Source organism: Rhizobium aethiopicum, assembly GCF_014197535.1.
Lineage (GTDB): Bacteria > Pseudomonadota > Alphaproteobacteria > Rhizobiales > Rhizobiaceae > Rhizobium > Rhizobium aethiopicum_A.
Window position 1 is genome coordinate 225,792 of the sequence record NZ_JACIFV010000006.1, and the last position, 16,648, is coordinate 242,439.

At 61.7% G+C, this 16,648-nt stretch carries 17 protein-coding genes and 2 pseudogenes; 7 read left to right on the forward strand and 12 right to left on the reverse strand.

Features of this window, described 5'->3' with window-relative positions:
- Positions 1-2: 2 nt before the first annotated feature.
- Together GGD53_RS11740 and GGD53_RS11745 are read right to left on the reverse strand one after the other, a co-directional pair.
- Positions 3-293, reverse strand: a complete 291-nt coding sequence (locus GGD53_RS11740) for a DUF3175 domain-containing protein (RefSeq protein ID WP_184456045.1) — start codon at positions 291-293, stop codon at positions 3-5.
- A 112-nt stretch (positions 294-405) separates the two neighbouring features.
- On the reverse strand, positions 406-720 hold the full coding sequence (locus GGD53_RS11745) for a plasmid stabilization protein (RefSeq protein ID WP_184456047.1): 315 nt from the start codon (positions 718-720) through the stop codon (positions 406-408).
- A gap of 177 nt (positions 721-897) precedes the next feature.
- Between GGD53_RS11745 and GGD53_RS11750 the strand changes: the two genes are divergently transcribed.
- The gene (locus GGD53_RS11750) at positions 898-1,287 is read left to right on the forward strand and encodes a hypothetical protein (protein ID WP_184456049.1); all 390 of its coding nucleotides are present in this window, start codon (positions 898-900) and stop codon (positions 1,285-1,287) included.
- On the opposite strand, the gene GGD53_RS11755 is transcribed toward GGD53_RS11750, so the two are convergent.
- The 8 genes and pseudogenes from GGD53_RS11755 to GGD53_RS11790 all read right to left on the reverse strand — a co-directional run bounded on the left by GGD53_RS11755 (position 1,284) and on the right by GGD53_RS11790 (position 9,986).
- Positions 1,284-4,019 (reverse strand): hybrid sensor histidine kinase/response regulator, encoded by a 2,736-nt coding sequence (locus GGD53_RS11755; protein WP_184456051.1) that lies wholly within the window; start codon positions 4,017-4,019, stop codon positions 1,284-1,286. The two genes, GGD53_RS11750 and GGD53_RS11755, sit on opposite strands and share 4 nt — an antisense overlap.
- Positions 4,020-4,224: 205 nt before the next feature.
- Positions 4,225-4,773 carry a hypothetical protein gene (locus GGD53_RS11760; RefSeq protein ID WP_184456168.1) on the reverse strand — a complete coding sequence of 183 codons (549 nt, stop codon included), beginning with the start codon at positions 4,771-4,773 and terminating at the stop codon, positions 4,225-4,227.
- 23 nt (positions 4,774-4,796) lie between these two features.
- Positions 4,797-4,959: pseudogene (locus GGD53_RS31665) on the reverse strand (DedA family protein); the annotation flags it as partial.
- A 4-nt stretch (positions 4,960-4,963) separates the two neighbouring features.
- Positions 4,964-5,251: a metal-sensing transcriptional repressor gene (locus GGD53_RS11770; RefSeq protein ID WP_432443145.1), complete on the reverse strand. Its 288-nt coding sequence runs from the start codon at positions 5,249-5,251 to the stop codon at positions 4,964-4,966.
- Positions 5,252-5,314: 63 nt separating this feature from the next.
- Positions 5,315-6,492, reverse strand: a pseudogene (locus GGD53_RS11775) (cation diffusion facilitator family transporter).
- 279 nt (positions 6,493-6,771) lie between these two features.
- Complete coding sequence (locus GGD53_RS11780; protein WP_184456053.1) at positions 6,772-7,551, reverse strand: sulfite exporter TauE/SafE family protein; 780 nt, start codon at positions 7,549-7,551, stop codon at positions 6,772-6,774.
- A 64-nt stretch (positions 7,552-7,615) separates the two neighbouring features.
- On the reverse strand, positions 7,616-8,494 hold the full coding sequence (locus GGD53_RS11785) for an MBL fold metallo-hydrolase (protein ID WP_184456055.1): 879 nt from the start codon (positions 8,492-8,494) through the stop codon (positions 7,616-7,618).
- Positions 8,487-9,986 (reverse strand): aminotransferase class V-fold PLP-dependent enzyme, encoded by a 1,500-nt coding sequence (locus GGD53_RS11790; RefSeq protein ID WP_184456057.1) that lies wholly within the window; start codon positions 9,984-9,986, stop codon positions 8,487-8,489. Before GGD53_RS11790 ends, GGD53_RS11785 begins: the two co-directional genes overlap by 8 nt.
- A 96-nt stretch (positions 9,987-10,082) precedes the next feature.
- On the opposite strand from GGD53_RS11790, the gene GGD53_RS11795 reads away from it, so the two are divergent.
- Entirely contained in the window at positions 10,083-10,565 is a 483-nt protein-coding gene (locus GGD53_RS11795; RefSeq protein ID WP_064808386.1) for an Lrp/AsnC family transcriptional regulator, read from the forward strand.
- Between the two features lie 47 nt (positions 10,566-10,612).
- Here GGD53_RS11795 and GGD53_RS11800 read toward each other — a convergent pair whose 3' ends face one another.
- Positions 10,613-11,188: a peroxidase-related enzyme gene (locus tag GGD53_RS11800; RefSeq protein ID WP_184456059.1), complete on the reverse strand. Its 576-nt coding sequence runs from the start codon at positions 11,186-11,188 to the stop codon at positions 10,613-10,615.
- On the reverse strand, positions 11,185-11,667 hold the full coding sequence (locus GGD53_RS11805; protein WP_184456061.1) for a CMD domain-containing protein: 483 nt from the start codon (positions 11,665-11,667) through the stop codon (positions 11,185-11,187). Before GGD53_RS11805 ends, GGD53_RS11800 begins: the two co-directional genes overlap by 4 nt.
- A 166-nt stretch (positions 11,668-11,833) precedes the next feature.
- On the opposite strand from GGD53_RS11805, the gene GGD53_RS11810 reads away from it, so the two are divergent.
- From GGD53_RS11810 to GGD53_RS11830, 5 genes are read left to right on the forward strand one after another with little or no spacing between them, the layout of a single operon-like run.
- Positions 11,834-12,823, forward strand: coding sequence for a LysR family transcriptional regulator (locus tag GGD53_RS11810; protein WP_432443148.1), 990 nt, complete (start codon positions 11,834-11,836; stop codon positions 12,821-12,823).
- Positions 12,820-14,295, forward strand: a complete 1,476-nt coding sequence (locus tag GGD53_RS11815; protein ID WP_184456065.1) for an NAD(P)-binding domain-containing protein — start codon at positions 12,820-12,822, stop codon at positions 14,293-14,295. Before GGD53_RS11810 ends, GGD53_RS11815 begins: the two co-directional genes overlap by 4 nt.
- Positions 14,296-14,303: 8 nt before the next feature.
- Positions 14,304-15,044 (forward strand): amino acid ABC transporter ATP-binding protein, encoded by a 741-nt coding sequence (locus GGD53_RS11820; protein WP_184456067.1) that lies wholly within the window; start codon positions 14,304-14,306, stop codon positions 15,042-15,044.
- 15 nt (positions 15,045-15,059) lie between these two features.
- The gene (locus GGD53_RS11825; protein ID WP_064808395.1) at positions 15,060-15,878 is read left to right on the forward strand and encodes an amino acid ABC transporter substrate-binding protein; all 819 of its coding nucleotides are present in this window, start codon (positions 15,060-15,062) and stop codon (positions 15,876-15,878) included.
- A gap of 56 nt (positions 15,879-15,934) precedes the next feature.
- On the forward strand, positions 15,935-16,642 hold the full coding sequence (locus GGD53_RS11830) for an amino acid ABC transporter permease (protein ID WP_184456068.1): 708 nt from the start codon (positions 15,935-15,937) through the stop codon (positions 16,640-16,642).
- The last annotated feature ends 6 nt before the right edge of the window (positions 16,643-16,648 follow it).

The following is a 16,648-nucleotide window of genomic DNA, read 5'->3' on the forward strand; positions in this document are numbered from 1 at the left end:
GTTCAATGCCTCGGTTGACGACCGAAGTCTTTTCGCAGTTCGTCCTTGGCTTTTTCAAGGGTGCCGCGCCGCTTTTTCGACAGCTGCTCGCCAGCGCGGTTGATGTAGAAGGTCAGCATCGACATGGCGGCACGAAACGGGCTCGACTTGCGGCGATCGCTCTCCTCGGCGGAACGCTTGATCGACCGGGCGATCTTCTTCGGATCGTCCGATTTGAACACGCCTTCCTTGAGATCCATCGCGTTGCTGTGCTCGGCAACATCCTGCGACCATTTCTTCTTCGATTTGGCCATGGCGAAAATCCCTTTGCCGGATGGGCTGGCGATAGACTGACGCCTGCCGATCCTCGATTACAGAGTTGGAGCATGATGCCGCCAGGGACCGCTCACACCCTTCGGCACATGCTTAGTGGTGGCTATGGTGCTCGTTGCGCTTGCGTGTCGCGGCCGCCTTCTTGGCGGAAGCGGAACGTTCCTCCTTCGAGCGTGCCGCGGATGCAGCGCCGCCGGCCCGGCCGCCCTTTTTGGAGGATTCATGCGTATCCTTCTTGCCGCGGCCGGAACCGGATTTGTTGCCGCCGCCGCTTTCCTTGTTGACCGTCGCCCAGGCGCGCCGTTCGGCCTCCTTCTCGGAGACGCCGCGATCCTCATAGCTCTCCTCGATGTGTTCGGCCTTGCGTTTCTGCTTGTCGGTATAGTCGGATTTGTCTCCTCGCGGCATCTTCGCCTCCTGTGGTTTGCAAAGCGCTCGAACGCGATTTGTAAGAGAATCCAACCGGTGCCGAGGGCAAAAGTTCCCGACAGGGTCATTGCCCCAGATTTCGGAACAAAAGCCGGTTTTTTCAGGTTTCCGATGGGTGAGCCTGCTTAAGCCCGCATGCAGCAAGGAATCGAGAACATGGAAAAACACATCGTCATAGCCGATGGAAACGGCGCGATCGACGTGAACGGCCAAGTATCGCCGGTTACCTACACCGTCAGCTTCAAGGAAGGGAAGGGACATTCCTACGAGGTCGATATCCGCCTGATGGCGCCGCGCGACTGGCTGCTGCAGAGGGGTTTCAAGAGGGATGCCGTGCTTGTCAGCCAGAGCGGCGCCCGCATTCCGGTCTATCACGATGGCGGCAGCCATCACAATGGCGGCAGTCATTACGATGGCAATCATCATGACGACGGGCGCCTCGATCCTGCCGCCACGATCTCAATCGAATTGACGGCGCGCGACGACAGCTGCACCAGCGAGGTCGACCTGATGCGCAAATATCCCGAGTTCGACGGTGCGGGTTAGAGCGGTTCAGCTTGGGAAAGCTCGACGGCGCTCTTGACCGCCCGGTCGAGCGCAGCGCTGGTGTAGGGTTTCGTCAGCAGCACTGAGCCGAAGAAGCGATCGGCGTCAGGCGGGTCGCTGTCGCCCGTGGCGAAGACCAGGCCGACGGACGGAAAGGCTTCCCGCGCCTTGGCGGCAAACGCCGAGCCCGACATGCCGGGCAGGCCGACGTCGACGACGATGACGTCGATGAGCGTGTGGCCAAGGATATCAACGCCCTGTTCGCCGCTGTCGGCCGCGATGACGTCGTAGCCGAGGTCCTGCAGGATTTCTGCAGTGTCCATCCGGATGAATGCATCGTCTTCCACCAGCAGCAGCCTCAGCCTGCCGGCCGTGCCGGGAACCTTTGGATCAGGTTGCTTTGCATTGGACACCGGCGCCTTGGCCTCTGCCTGGTGGCGTTGCGGCCGGTTGGCGAGCACCTGGCGGATCTTGCGGGCGAGCTCCTCGCGCGTATAGGGTTTGGAGAGCAGCTCCAGGCCCGGATCGAGCCTGCCGCCATGGACGATCGAGTTTTCGGTATAGCCCGAGGTGTAGAGCACGGCGATGTCGGGCAGGCGCTGTCGCGCCATGCGCGCAAGCTCCGGACTCCGCAAGGGGCCGGGCATGACGACATCGGTAAAGAGCAGGTCGATATGGGCGCCGCTCTCGATAACGGTGAGGGCGCTGTGCGCATCCTTCGCCTTCAGCACGTAATAGCCGAGATCCGAGAGCATCTCGACGACCGTGGCGCGAACGCCCTCGTCGTCCTCGGCGACAAGGATGGTTTCGGTTCCACCGGTCGCCGGTATGGTGTCAGCCGCCGCGGCGCGATCCTCGCTGCGAAAAGAGCGGGCGAGGTAGAGTTTGACGGTCGTGCCTTCGCCGATCTCGCTGTAGATCTTTACGTGGCCGCCGGACTGTTTGACGAAACCGTAGACCATCGACAGGCCGAGACCGGTGCCCTTGCCTTCCGGCTTCGTCGAGAAGAACGGCTCGAAGGCCTGCTCCATTACCTCTTGCGTCATGCCGGAGCCGGTATCGGTGACGGCGAGCACGACATATTGGCCGGCCTTCACCTCGGGATGGGTGCGGTTGTAGGAATCGTCGAGGAAGGCGTTGCCGACCTCGATCGTCAGCTTGCCGACGCCATCCATCGCGTCGCGCGAGTTAATCGCGAGGTTGAGCAGGGCGTTCTCGATCTGGGCCGGATCGGCGAAGGTGTTCCAGAGGCCGCCGGAGACGATGGTCTCGACTTCGATTTCCTCGCCGAGCGCGCGACGCAGCATGTCGTCCATGCCGGTGACCAGGCGGCCGATATTGACGACCTTCGGTTCCAGCGCCTGGCGGCGGCCGAAGGCGAGCAGCTGGCTTGCCAGTCGCGAGCCGCGTTCGACGGCGGCAAGCGCATTCGAAATGCGCTCTCTGGCCCGGCCGTTATCGGCCACGTCCTTGCCGAGAAGCTGCAGATTGCCTGAGATCACCTGCAGCAGATTGTTGAAGTCATGGGCAACGCCGCCGGTGAGCTTGCCGATCGATTCCATCTTCTGCGACTGTTGGAGCGCTGCTTCGGCCTGCTGGCGATCCGCGATCTCGGCCGCGACCCGGACCTCGAGCATTTCGTTGAGTTTGCGCAGCTGATCTTCCATGTGGCGGCGCTGATCGATTTCGATTTTGGCGGCACGGAACAGCCGGATATTGTCGATTGCGACGGCCGATTGGCCGGCAAGGCTGACGAGGCTCGCCTCGGCCGCTTGAGAGAAGCGGCCGGGTTCGCCGTGGCCGAAGAACAAGCCGCCGATAACGCTGCCGTCGCGCGATTTCACCGGTACGGCGAGATAGCTCCTGACCGGCAAATGCCCTTTCGGCATACCGGCATGCGGCGGATTCTGGCCGTAGCGCGGGTCGAGCAGGATGTCGTCGGAGCGCACGATGCCTTCGCCGCTGAAGGTCGGCTCGAAGACCTTCGTATTGCGTGGCATCGGGAATTTATCGAAGTTCTTCCGGTCGACGCCGGAGAGCGCGTAAAGCATGTAGCTGCCGCCCTCGCCGTCATCGACATTGTAGAAGAAGGCGCCGAATTCGGCGCCTGTCAGCGTCACACCGGCATCGACGACAATCTGGGTGAGACGTTCGACATCGGGCTCGACAGTGATAGCGGCGCCCGCCTGGTTGACCACTGCAAGCGCCTCCGACTTGGCGCGCAGTTCTTCCAGCGCCAGCTTCTCGCCGCGCTTGGCGGCGACCTGGTCGGTGACGTCGAGGGTGGCGCAAAGGATGCCAGCGATGGCGCCGTCATCGTCGCGCAGCGGCGTATAGGAGAAGGTGAACCAGGTATCCTCGGTGCGGCCGTCCCGGCGCATCGGGATGAGCAGCTCTTTAAACAGCTGCGGCCTGCCTTCAAGCGTGCTGGCGACGATCGGCGAAAACTGTTCCCAGATATCAGCCCAAACCTCGCGAAAGGGTCTTCCGAGTGCGCCAGGATGCCGGTCGGGGAAAACAGGCACGTAGGCGTCATTGTAGAGAAAGGCGAGATCCGGACCCCAGGCGACGAATTTCGGCTGGCGCGAATTCAATACCATTTCGGCGATATGCTTGAGAGAAGCAGGCCAGCTTTCGACCGGTCCGAGACCGGCGGCGTCAAAGGCCGAATGCCGCAACAATTCACCGATTTTGCCGCCGCCTCTCGGCCAGCCGTTGCCGACGCTTCCCATTCAAAACCGCTTCCCTATCGCCCGCCGCGCCGGTGTGAACGGCAGCAATTCAATGTTCTACAGCATTTCTTGCGCGCCTGAAAAGATGCGCGCAGTAGGGGTTTAGCTCGTCCAACCGTCAACATAGAGGTTTGAAATGGCAGGGAAAGGGTTCGGTCGAAATATCGTTACCGCCCGATGTTCAGTGCTTTGTCATCGGGACAGGTTAGTGCTCGGTTTGCTGCTCGGCGACGACGCTCGCGAGCACCTCGTCGCTGCCGTTCGGGTAGATGGGAAGATCGAGCGTCACCGCCTCTTTCAACCCATCGCGCTCGATCGTGAAGAATTTCCGGATACGTCCTTCACCATTCTGCTCGCCGGACGGTTTTGCCGCTCTTGTCGAAACAAGACTGTGCTCGAAGCCCGCGGCGTCGGTCCCGGCGAAGGCCATCGTGCAGCTCTCGACAGCCTTCTCGCCGACCATAGCCCTTCCAACGACCAGGGCTTCGAATGGCGCCGCGCTGCCCGCCCCGGTGATCCAGCCGTCGAATGCCACGGGTTCCGAAAGTGGTAGAATGCTCAACACCATGTCGGCAGCAAGCGACGGCCACTTGTTTCGGTGGGCGAGAGCGGCTGCGCGATCATACTGCGGCCCGCGGTCCAGGCAGCGGTCGGCGAAGCGGTTGAACGGAGGCAGAGCATCCTCGGCAAGGGCGTTGGTGAGGGGCACGAAGGCAATCGCCGCCGAGACGAGTATAGTCTGAAGTCTTCGCATTGCTCTGATCCTCATCACGCGTTCAGCCAGTTCACTATCTCGACCGCGGCAACGGCGACGAGCACGAGGCCAATCAGCCAGACCGGCCGTCGCGCGCGCGTGTACGGCTTCCGACTGCATCGGCATGATCGTCGCAGCACCGAAGGCGGTCGCGAACAATCCCAGATAGGCCAGCAGGTCGGCCATGCCGTCAGAGGTACTTCGTGATCGCCTTGAACTCGTCGATCGACTGTCGCTTATCGCAGGGGAGGGCGCCGACGGTTTCTTCGAGGCAATGGTCGAGATGGTCCTGGATCAGAGTGCGCTTGGCGTTGACGATGGCCTTCTCGACGGCGGAGAGTTGCTGCGCGATGTCGAGGCACGGCTTGCCGCCCTCGATCATCGCGATGACGCTTCGGAGGTGGCCCTCGGCCCGCTTCAGGCGCTTGACGATCTCCGGATGGGTGGCGTGGGTGTGCGGTTCGCTCATCGTGTCCATGTTCTCGATCCTTCCGAGGGGAAGGCGGCTTGACCTTACGCCGACGACCGCCCCCGGGACAAGTCAATGATGGTGGCCTTCAGGCTCTTGCATCCGGAAGGGAAGATCGTCGATCTCGACGCCCACCATCAGCTTCAGCACGGCGTCGAACTCGTGCGGTTCGGCCGGGGCGATGGCGCTCATCAGAGCATGATGATCGGTCGGCGAAGAAAGAAGCGGCAGTCGTTCGACGCCGCCGTCACGGGCGATCTCCACCACGGCCTCGAGTCCCTTGGCGTGCTTCGAAATCGAAAGGCGCATACGCTTGCCTTCCGGCGTGTCGACAATCTCCAGCAGTCCGGTCGCCAATCGGGAACTCACCGTGAACGGGGCGGGCGCGTGATGATGGCCGCGTGCGGCATGCGCCGGCCGGTGATGATGCTCGGGCGCCGCGGAAGCCGCAGCCGGGGTCGCGCCGCCGTCGTCGAACTGGATGGTGGCGTTTCCAAGCGAGGGCAGATGTCCCTGCAACTCGCGGCGCAGGGCGGTCGCTATGGCGTTCGCCTCCGAAACGGTCTTCGACCGATCGACTGCGATCACCACGTCGGTGAAGAGCTTATGGCCAAGCCAGCGGGCCTTTACATCGACGACCTCGTCGATACCCCTGACGTGTTCGACTGCATGACGGATCTCGTCCGTGATCCCCGGTTCAACGCCATCCAGGCTGCGGGTGACGACGGCCCTCGCGGATTGCCACACGATGCCGAAGATCGCCAGCGTGAGCATGAGGCCGACGATGGGGTCGGCGAGCGGGAAACCAAGCCAGACGCCGATCGCGCCGAGCACGACCGCAAGACTTGTCAGGCCGTCGGTGCGCGCATGGTAACCGTCGGCAATCAGCGCTGCGCTGTTCATCTCGCGACCCACCCTGATGCGGAACACCGCGACTGCCTCATTGCCGACGAAGCCGACGACGCCCGCGACTGCGACCGCGGCGAGCTGTGTAATCGGCTGCGGATTCAAGAGGCGGTCGATCGCTTCGTAGCCGGCAACGAGCGCGCTGAAGAGAATGATGAGAACGATAATGAGGCCGGCGTAGTCCTCGACCCGGCCGCATAGTTGAAAGTCTTCGTCGCCGCCCGACGGACGAGCGAGAAGGCGACCCACAGCGGAATGGCCGTCGCGGCGTCGCCGACATTGTGGATGGTGTCGGCGAGAAGCGCGACGCTGCCCGAATAGAAGACGACGATGAACTGCTGCACCGCAGTGATCGCCAGAATGACGAACGACCATTTGATGGCCCAGATGCCCCGCTCCGAGGAGGCGATGCTCGGGTCAACGACGCCGTGCGTATGGCCGTGGCCGCCTTCACCATGCGAGTGCCCGTGCGCGCCGTGGGCGTGCGAATGCGCCTGGCCCGCTTAGCCGAAATCGAACAATTCCTTGATAGTCGAAAGCATTGCCTGCTCCAGGTTCGAAACGCCTTTCCTATCCCCCCGGAGGGGATAGATCAAGTTGATAAGTTGTGGGCTAATGGCGAGCTATCCGAGGAGGGTGCTCCACGCCATGGCGATGCCGAAGGTGAGGATGGCGCCCGCAAAAACACTGTTGAGCGCAGATTGATAGGGCCTAAGGCGGTGCACAAGGTTGCAGCCGAGGACGGCGCCGACCGCACCTCCCGCGATGAAGACAGCGGCCAGCGGCCAGTCGACGAGACCTGAGATGGAATAGGTGGCAGCCGTAGTCGAACCGAACGCCACGATCGCGAGCAAAGAGGTCGACACCGCATTGATCGTCGGCATTCCGGTGGAAAACACCAGGCCGGGGACGATCAGGAAGCCGCCGCCTATTCCGAAGAAGCCGGAGATGACGCCGCTCCCACCACCGATCGCAAGAACCTTGGTGGTGTTCCGACGTTCGAAGATACAGGTATCTTCGCTGGCGACGCTTATTCGACGCAGCATCAAGATGGCGATGGCGATCATCAGCCCGGAGAAATACAAAAGCAGATGCTTCCCATCGAGCATCTTTCCGATCGATGCTCCGAGCAGCGCCCCGACGATCCCAGTCGCGCAGTAAAGTCCCGCATACCGCCATATCACCGTTCCTCGGCGCGCGTGCATGACCAGGCTGATCAACGCATTCGAAGCAACGGCAACCGCGCTGGTGGCAATGGCGGTATGGGCGTCGGTCAGTCCTACGGCATGAACAAGAAGCGGGACTGCAAGGATGGAGCCGCCACCGCCCAAAAGGGCGAGGGTGAAGCCAACCAAGGCGCCGCTGAGGGTCCCCATGCCGTATTGAAAAAGATCTAGCGCCATTTCTCAGGATCCTGCTTGAGCACAGAATGTTCAGTCAGCGGCCGAGGTGCCGTAATCGGGTTGCTCAGGACCAGACGGAACCTTGAAAGGCACCCATCGGGAGCTTGAGGTAGCGAAGGCCGTTCTCTTCGGGTTCCGGTAGCCGGCCGCCGTTGATGTTGACCTGCAGCGCATGAAGTATGAGCTTCGGCATTGGCAGCGTGCGATCACGCGCCTCCCGAAGGGTGACGAACGCGTCGGCGCAAGCACATCGCGCAACATGGATGTTTTCCGCCCTCTGACGTTCCACTGTGCTTTCCCAGAGCGGCTGCCGGCCGCCGGGCTGATAGTCGTGTCCCACAAAGACGCGCGTATCGCCGGGTAACGTCAGGATGTTCTGAATGCTCAACCAGAGTGACCTGGCGCTACCGCCTGGAAAATCCGCACGGGCAGTGCCGCTGTCCGGCATGAAGACCGTATCATGAACGAACGCGGCGTCGCCTGCCGTGTAGGTGATCGAGGCAAGGGTGTGGCCGGGCGAATACATGACGCCGACTTCGATGTTCCCGATAGAGAAGGTGTCTCCGTCGAAGAAGAGCCGATCCCACTGGCTGCCGTCGACGGGAAGATCAGGCCAGTTGTAGATCTTCGACCAGATTTTCTGAACATCCGTGACCCGGCTCCCGATCGCCGTTGGCGCGCCGGTCCGCTCCTTCAGATAGGCGGCGGCCGAAAGGTGATCGGCATGCGGATGCGTGTCGAGGATCCAGTGCAGGCGCAGGTCCTGGTTCCGAATGTGGTCCAACAGCATTTCGGCGTTGTGGGTCGTCGTCGATCCTGACTTCTCGTCGAAGTCGAGAACCGGATCGATGATCGCACAGGCTTTGGTTTGCGGATCGCTGACCACGTATTGAATCGAGAAGGTACGCGGGTCGAAGAAGGCGGCGACATCGGGTCTACGCACAGACCGCCTCCCGTCGAAGGGACGCGACCGGCGAGAAGATCGCGCGCGCCGGATCGAAGGTGTAGAGCGCGACATAGGCCGATGCGTCCCGCGCGAGTTGCGCGACCGAATCCAGGATGAAGGCAACCGTTTGGTCCGATGCCAGGACGCTCAAGTTGAGCCGCGTGAATCCGGGTTTCTCGATTTCGTTGCCAGCCAAGATCGCCTGCCGCATGCGTTGCGACGTCCGGGTGTCTATCGAAAGCAGCCGATGCACGTAGGGACCAGCGCAGGCGCAGCCGCCACGTGCCTGAATGCCAAACCGGTCGCTGAGCATGCGGGTGACCAATTGCTGGTGGATGTAGCCACCCTTGCCATCGCGCACGCGAAACGAAAAGATCGGCAAGCGTGCGATCGAGGTGGAGCCAAGCAGTTCGATCTCCGAAACGTCCTTCCACGCGGTGAAGGCGCGCCGCGTGTACTCGTCATTCAGCCGCTTGATTGCATCAAGTCCGATCGCATCCTTGACCAGGAAGGCGAGAGCCGCACGGATGTCGCCGATGACGTTGGGTGTTCCCGCTTCCTCCCGAGACTCCAGGCTGTCGCTGTAATCGTGACTCGTGGGCGACACGAATTTCACCGTGCCGCCACCGGACCAGGATGGCCTGCTCGTCACCACCGCGTCCTGCCGCACGACCAATACGCCGGAGGCCCCTGGGCCGCCCAGGAACTTGTGAGGAGACACGACGATCGCGTCAATTTCGACACCATGGTCGGGCGTCATCGCAATCGGCACGTATGGTCCGGCCCCGGCGTAGTCCCAGACGACTTTGGCGCCTGCAGCCTTTGCAATCTTCGTGAGCGCCGGGACGTCGGTCAGGATGCCAGTGACGTTCGATGCGGCAGAAAACGAGCAAATGGTCAAATCTGCAGGGGCGTTCTCAAGGGCCTTCTGCAACATGACCGGATCGGGACCACCGTTGTTGCCCTCGACAATCTCTATGACCTCCGCTCCGCTCTCGCGCCAAGGCAGGATGTTCGAGTGGTGTTCATATGGGCCGAGGACGATGCGCACGCTTTTGCCGGCCGCGATCGCATCGGCGACGCCCAGCAGGTTCACCAGGCGATTGAGGCCCGCCGTCGCGCCGGATCCGGCAAAGATGACGGCATGCTGTCGATCAGCACCGCAGAGCTCTCCTATGATTGAACGGGCTTCCCGTCGGAGCCGGGTCATCATCCCTCCGCAGTAGGACGCCTCGGTATGGCTGTTCGCGTAGTAGGGAAGGATGTCTTCGAGGATGAATTCTTCGATCTGTCTGAGGGCGCGTCCCGAAGCCACATAGTCGGCATAGACGAGGTCCTTGGGGCCGAACGGGCCGTCGACCTTCGCCTTTGAGCCTATCAGCCCCGCCCTGAACCTGCCGATGGGGTCATCTCGGTTGAGATCACTCTTGAACTTGCCGAGAACAGTGGAGAGTTCTTTTGATGGATAGCGCGCAGCCAGTTCGTGCATCGTCATTCTCCGCGAAGGATTTGACAACGATTCTAATCTGCATCACCGTCGAAAACTTCACCGATTTTTTGGACGAATGGGACAAGATTGGGTCATATGATCGACAACAATTTAAAAATCGACGAAATTGATCTGAGAATTCTGACGTGCATGCAGCGGGATTCTTCGCTTTCTCAACGTGACTTGGCCGAGCAGGTCGGACTGTCGCAGAATGCTTGCTGGCGCCGGCTGCAGCGCCTTTATGCGACAGGTGTCATCAAAGGATCGCGCGCCTCCATCGATTTCGAAGCGCTCGGTTATGATCTCACGGTGATCGTCATGATCCGAACTCGTCACCATTCAAAGGAATGGTCGGAAGATTTTCGCAAGCACGTCGACCGGATGCCGGAAGTCGTCGATTTCTACCGAATAGGCGGCGACTGGGACTACCTGATCAAGGTCATCACCAAAGGCATGTCGGGCTATGACGCTTTCTACCAGAAGCTGATAACGAACTTCGATCTTGCGACAGTGACCGGCTATTTTTCGATGGAAGCAATCATCAGCAATCGCGCAGTGGACCTGATGCGCATGCGGTGATGCCTACGCCGAATCCAACAGAATGCTTCAAGCTAACCCGGAAATGTTTAGTCCTTTACTGGTTCGCCGAGCGTATGCATCAGGCGGTTCGCCCAGCCGAATATGGCGGACGACAGCACGAGGTCCAGGGCCTCAAGCTCTGAAAGACCGACGTCCGTCAGCGCCTGGGCGTCAGCTTGCGTTGCTTCCGGCGGCGTCGTCGACAGATGGGCGGAGAAATCGAAGATGGTTTGAAGGTGCTCATCGAGTTCGGCGTCGAGCCCATCGGCGAAAATGGCGTCGATCACGTCAGTCCGCTTGGTATGGCTGATGAACCGGGAGGCGTGGACGGCGGCGCAGTAGACGCAGCAATTGACGACGGAAGCAGCAGTGGCGCCTAGTTCGCGTTCTCCCGGTGAAAGCCCGTCCTTCCCGTACATGATCAGGTTGAACAGGGGTGAGCGGACAGCGAGAGATTCCGGGTCGTGCGCAAGCGTCAGGACGTAGGGGGAGATGCCCTTGTTGGAGGGCGTGACCTGCATTGCCTCCCGCTGCTCGGCCGTCGCAGTTTCAAGATCGACTGGAATGACGTAAGGCTGCCAGCGCGGAACCTGGGTGGTGAAGGTATGGACGACTTCGCTCATTGTCTTCCTCCGATTAGCGCCAGCCCCGCAATGACCCGAGCCTGATAATTTACGAAGGCCGCAAGCTCCGACAGCCGGACGATGTCGGCATCGGTCATTCCCGCACGGCGCAATCTTTCTATGTGGTCGCGGGTCGCTTCCCGCGGCGCGACCGTCAGTCGGTCCGCATGGCGGACGATCTCTGCGATGCGCTCATCGGTTGCGCTAGTACCTGGCCTGGCGAGCGGCGCTGTCGATGCCTCGGCGGCACGTTTGACCAGTTCGTCGTAGTGCTGCGCCAGTTTTTCGTTGTGGTTATGACGGGCCATACGCGCGGCAAGCGCCGCCCTGAGGCCATACGACAGGCCACCGGGATCACGCGGAAGAAGGACTGCGTCGTGGGCGGCTTCGCTGAGGCGCAGGATCTCCGCCCGTTTTTCTATGGCCTCGGCAAGGGCTGAGCCGGGTCTGACGGCGGCAAGAGTTTCGATGAGCGTCAAGGCAGGCTCCTTTCATCTCGCGGGAGAGCATTAGGTAGGTCTGAAGTTCATTATGTCAAAATAGCATGAAGGCTTGCAATCCATGCGAAATAATTATCTACTATCCGCTCAAATTATGGGAAGCTCATGCTTCCAAAAGCATGGATGGCGGTGGTTCATGTTGAATATGAATAAAAACCCGATCGACATCCGGCAGCTCGAAGCCTTTGCGGCGGTGATGTCGGCTGGCAGCGTCACCGGCGCAGCCCGGCTGCTCGGCCGTTCGCAGCCGGCCGTGACGCGGCAGATCCAGGACCTGGAAGCCGATCTGGGCTATGCGCTCCTTCACCGAAGCGGTCCGCGCATCCAGCCGACGTCGCGCGGTCTGCGCTTCCATGCCGAGGTCGAACGTCATCTCGCCAGCCTGACCCACATCCGCGAACGGGCCGAAGCGATCGGTCTCGACGAGCCCGCGACCTTGACCATCGCGGCAACGCCGTCTCTTGCCGCAGGAATCCTGCCGCAGGCTTTGGCGGCCGTCTCGCTCGACCTGATCCCGCGTCATCTCCACGTCCAGGCGCTTGCCGCCGAAAACATCGTGCAGGCGGTTCTCGCCCGGTCGGCCGATCTTGGCATATCGAGCCTGCCGCTCGAACATCCTGGTCTCGACATCCACTGGATCGCTGAAGCACCGTGCGTGATCGCCATCGGCGCCGACGATCCTCTGGCTGCGAACGAGGTCGTTCGCCTGGCCGATCTCGCGGAGCATCGCATCATCACGCTCGCGAACCCCTATCGGCTTCGTCATCGCGTCGACGAGGCGCTGGAACGGGCAGGGGTGGCGCCGGATCGCATCATCGACGTCAACGCCTCGCTGACTGCGCTCTCGTTGGTGCGCGCAGGACTTGGCATTGCCATCGTCGAGCCGGCGACCGTCTGCGGCGTGCCTCTGGATGGCATCGTTATGCGCGTGCTCGACCAGGCCATTCCGTTCCTGTTCGGTGCGATCTCGGCGGCGGCGTTGCCGCTCGCGCCGACAGTCGCCGCCGTAATCGATGCCGCGCGGCTCGAAGCGTTGAAGATGCCCGGCTGCCGCCTGCTGGAGGCGAATGGCATCGAAACCTTGGCGGACACTGTCTACGGGCAGGCTGCGATCTCCGAAGGAACGCCGGCATGAGCGACCTTTCCACGCATCCTCATAATCTTGACGCCCTCGAAGCGCGTCTTCGCCAGGACCTCGCCTGGCTGGAACTGCCTGCCAAGGCGTGGGTTCCCGCCCGCGAAATTGATGGCCAGTCAGTCATCGACGTCGTCATCATCGGCGGCGGCATGGCAGGCCTCGTCGCTTCCGGAATGCTGAAGCGCTTTGGCGTCGCCAACCATGTCGTCCTCGACAAGGCACCCGCCGGGAAGGAAGGGCCGTGGGTCACCTTCGCCCGGATGCGTACGCTTCGTTCGCCAAAGCAGCTTACCGGACCCGCCATGGGCCTGCCGGCGCTCACCTTCCGGGCCTATTATGAAGCGCGCTTCGGCAGCGCGGCGTGGGTGGCGCTCGCCCGGGCGCCGCGCGAGACGTGGATGGACTACCTGATCTGGTATCGGAAGGTGCTCGAACTGCCGGTGCGCAACGGCGTCTCGGTCGATGCGATCCTGCCGCGCGACGATGGCATGCTCGACCTCGCCTGCAGCGAGAATGGCCGCACGGAAACGATCATCGCCCGCCACGTGGTTCTCGCAACCGGCCGCGACGGTCTGGGCGGCCCCTTCGTGCCTGGCATCGCCGAAAATATCGATCGCAGGTTCTGGGCGCACACCGCCGATGCGATCGACTTCGCAGCGCTGCGCGGCAAGCGCGTAGGGGTGATCGGTGCGGGTGCGTCGGCGATGGACAATGCCGCGACCGCGCTCGAAGCCGGTGCCGCCCGGCTCGACATGTTCGTCCGCCGCAAGGAACTGCCGCGGATCAACAAGTTCACCGGCATCGGCAGCCAGGGCGTCGTCCATGGCTTCGCCGGACTGCCGGACGAATGGAAGTGGCGCTTCCTCGACTATGCCATGAGCCAGCAGACGCCGCCGCCGCGTGCGAGCGTGCTGCGCGTCAGCGCCTTCGAGCAGGCCCACCTTCATCTCCAAAGCCCGATCACCGGTCTGCAGCAGGACGGCGACCAGCTCGTCGTGACGACGTCGAAGGCCAGCTACCCCCTCGACTTCTTGATCTTCGGGACCGGCTTCAAGATCGATCTGACCAATCGGCCGGAATTGGCTGCTTTCGAACCCCATATCCGACTTTGGCGCGACCGCTTCCCGACGCCGGCCGGGATGGCCAATGCGGAGCTTGAAGGATCGCCGGATCTTGGCGAGGCTTTCGATTTCCTTGAGAGGGAACCGGGTTCCTGCCCGGTTCTCTCGAAGATTCACTGCTTCAACTTCCCGGCGACTCTCAGCCACGGCAAGCTCACAGGCGACATCCCTGCAATCAGCGAGGGCGCCGACCGCCTGGCGCGCGGCGTCGTCCGTTCGCTCTTCGTCGAAGACCGCGAGAAGCACTTTGCAAACCTCCAGGCCTTCGACACGCCGGAACTTCTCGGCGACGAGTGGTTCGATGCCGAGACCGAAGCGCTTCCCGAATTATCTTCCGAAAGGACCTGAGATCCGAAATGCTTGAGATCAAGAACCTGAAGCTGTCCTACGGTCGCACCCAGATCCTGAATGGCGTCAATCTCTCGGTGAAACGAGGTGACGTGGTTTCGATCATCGGTCCCAGCGGAACCGGCAAGACGACGCTGTTGAAGTGCATCAACCACCTGGCGAAGCCGGCATCCGGAACGATATCCTTCGACGATATCAGGATGGATTTCGCGCGGCCGGACAAGACCGCCGTTCGGGCGATCCGTCTGCGCACCGCTATGGTGTTCCAGCAGTTCAACGTCTTCAAGAACATGACGGTTATCCAGAACGTCATGGATCCGCTGGTTGTCGTGCAGGGCAAGCCGAAGGACGAAGCCCGCGCCATTGCGCTGCAGGAGCTTGAGCGGGTGGGGCTTTCCGACAAGCTCGACAACTATCCGTCGCAGCTTTCCGGCGGGCAGCTCCAGAGAACGGGCATCGCCAGAGCGCTGGCGGTCAAACCCGATGTGATGCTCTTCGACGAGCCGACCTCGTCGCTCGATCCCGAGCTCGTGAACGAGGTTCTCAAGGTGATCAAGGATGTCACGTCCTCCGGCATCACCTCGCTTCTCGTCACGCACGAGATGCAGTTCGCCAAGAACATCTCGAACCGCATCGTCTTCATGGACCGGGGTGTCGTCGCAGCCGACGGCAGTCCGTCCGAAATCTTCGACACGCCCTCCAACCCGCGCCTCGCTCAGTTTCTCAATTCCGAACGCGCGATCCAGTAAGAAAGGATGCCTGAAATGACTTCCATGAGTTCAATCTCGCGCCGTGGTCTCGGTCTCGCCGTAGCAGGCGTCGCGATCGCGTTCGCAACCGCGTCCTTCGCCGAGGACGTTCGAACGATCAAGATCGCCACCGCGGCGGAATCGAAGCCGCTATCCTGGGGCGCGATCGGCGTCGAACCGCAGGGTTACGAGCCCGACGTCCTGAAGGCGATCAACGCCAAGCTGCCGCAGTACAAGTTCGTAATGGAAGGTGCTGCCGACATCGCGCAGGAGACGGGCCTTGCGACCGGCAAGTACGATATCGCAACCGGCGGCTACTATCGTGCGCCAGCCCGCGAAAAGCAGTTCCTCATTCCGGAAGCGCCGATCGGCGCCAGCCTGATCAAGATCTACAGCCGCAAGGACAGCGGCATCAAGGAGATGAAGGATCTGGTCGGCAAGAAGATCGTGCCGGTGACGGCCGGTGGCGGCATCTACAAGTTCGCTACGGCGTGGCAGGAAAAGAATCCCGACTACAAGATCGAAATCACCGCTTCGAGCGCCGGCATTCCCTATCCGGATCGCCTGAAGGAGGTCGAGAACGGCAAGTATGACGCGCTCGTCCTGCCGTCGAATCTCGGCGAGCAGACCGTGATCGACCAGCAGAAGCTGAACGTCCAGGCAAGCGAGCCGGTCGCGATCAACAACACCTTCGTGCTGATCCATCGCTCGGAAGAGAACAAGGCGCTCGCCGACGGCATCGACAAGGCTTTGAAGGAGCTCAAGGCCGACGGCACGCTCGCCAAGCTCTCGCAGAAATGGTTCGGCGAGGACATCACCACATACATGAAGTAACGCCTGGCTTCGAAGCCGGCGACCAGGCCCCTGACTGACAGAAGGAGTGTTCCCAAGTGGACCTATCCATCATGATCCCCGAGCTGCTCTCGGCGCTGCCGCTGACGCTTGCGATCACGTTCACGGCCATGGTCGCCGGCTTCGTGCTGGCTTTGATGACGACGACGTTCCGCGTGCGCAGGATCCCGGTGGTCAGCCAGCTGGCCGACCTCTACGTGTCCTACGCGCGAAGCGTTCCGGTCGTTCTGCAGCTGTTCGTCGCCTTTTATGGTCTTCCGGTGCTGGTCGGCGTTTTCGGCATCGACGACTTCGTCTCACCGACTATCGCCGCCATGCTGGGCCTCAGCCTCTATCACGGTGGCTATCTGTCGGAAGTCATGCGTCCGGCCTTTCTTGCTGTCGAGCGCGGCCAGCATGACGCGGCCGACAGCCTCGGTTATACGTTCCAGCAGAAGCTGGTGCGCGTCGTCGCGCCGCAGGCGGTGCATATTGCGCTTCCTGGCTACGGAAACTCGATCATCTACCTCATCCATAACGTGGCTCTGGTCATGTACATCGGCGCGGCTGACGTGATGGCGACCGCCCATCTCGTCATGGAGCGCGACTACAACCAGTATCAGTTCGAAACCTACCTCGTATTGGCAGTGCTGTACTCGGTACTTTGCCTCATCGCCTGGGCGATCGTGCGGCTCTTCGAGCGCCGCTCCGGCAGGTACGTCCCAAGCGAAAAGGTAGCACAGGCCCCGCTGATGGCCAGCGTCTGATCGAGG

Coding starts and splice junctions, on each gene's coding strand:
- GGD53_RS11760 (WP_184456168.1), bottom strand. CDS start 4,773: ATGCGAAGACTTCAGACTATACTCGTCTCGGCGGCGATTGCCTTCGTG.
- GGD53_RS11800 (WP_184456059.1), bottom strand. CDS start 11,188: ATGAGCGAAGTCGTCCATACCTTCACCACCCAGGTTCCGCGCTGGCAG.
- GGD53_RS11780 (WP_184456053.1), bottom strand. CDS start 7,551: ATGGCGCTAGATCTTTTTCAATACGGCATGGGGACCCTCAGCGGCGCC.
- GGD53_RS11770 (WP_432443145.1), bottom strand. CDS start 5,251: ATGGACACGATGAGCGAACCGCACACCCACGCCACCCATCCGGAGATC.
- GGD53_RS11750 (WP_184456049.1), top strand. CDS start 898: ATGGAAAAACACATCGTCATAGCCGATGGAAACGGCGCGATCGACGTG.
- GGD53_RS11745 (WP_184456047.1), bottom strand. CDS start 720: ATGCCGCGAGGAGACAAATCCGACTATACCGACAAGCAGAAACGCAAG.
- GGD53_RS11790 (WP_184456057.1), bottom strand. CDS start 9,986: ATGCACGAACTGGCTGCGCGCTATCCATCAAAAGAACTCTCCACTGTT.
- GGD53_RS11810 (WP_432443148.1), top strand. CDS start 11,834: ATGAATAAAAACCCGATCGACATCCGGCAGCTCGAAGCCTTTGCGGCG.
- GGD53_RS11820 (WP_184456067.1), top strand. CDS start 14,304: ATGCTTGAGATCAAGAACCTGAAGCTGTCCTACGGTCGCACCCAGATC.
- GGD53_RS11825 (WP_064808395.1), top strand. CDS start 15,060: ATGACTTCCATGAGTTCAATCTCGCGCCGTGGTCTCGGTCTCGCCGTA.
- GGD53_RS11815 (WP_184456065.1), top strand. CDS start 12,820: ATGAGCGACCTTTCCACGCATCCTCATAATCTTGACGCCCTCGAAGCG.
- GGD53_RS11755 (WP_184456051.1), bottom strand. CDS start 4,019: ATGGGAAGCGTCGGCAACGGCTGGCCGAGAGGCGGCGGCAAAATCGGT.
- GGD53_RS11740 (WP_184456045.1), bottom strand. CDS start 293: ATGGCCAAATCGAAGAAGAAATGGTCGCAGGATGTTGCCGAGCACAGC.
- GGD53_RS11795 (WP_064808386.1), top strand. CDS start 10,083: ATGATCGACAACAATTTAAAAATCGACGAAATTGATCTGAGAATTCTG.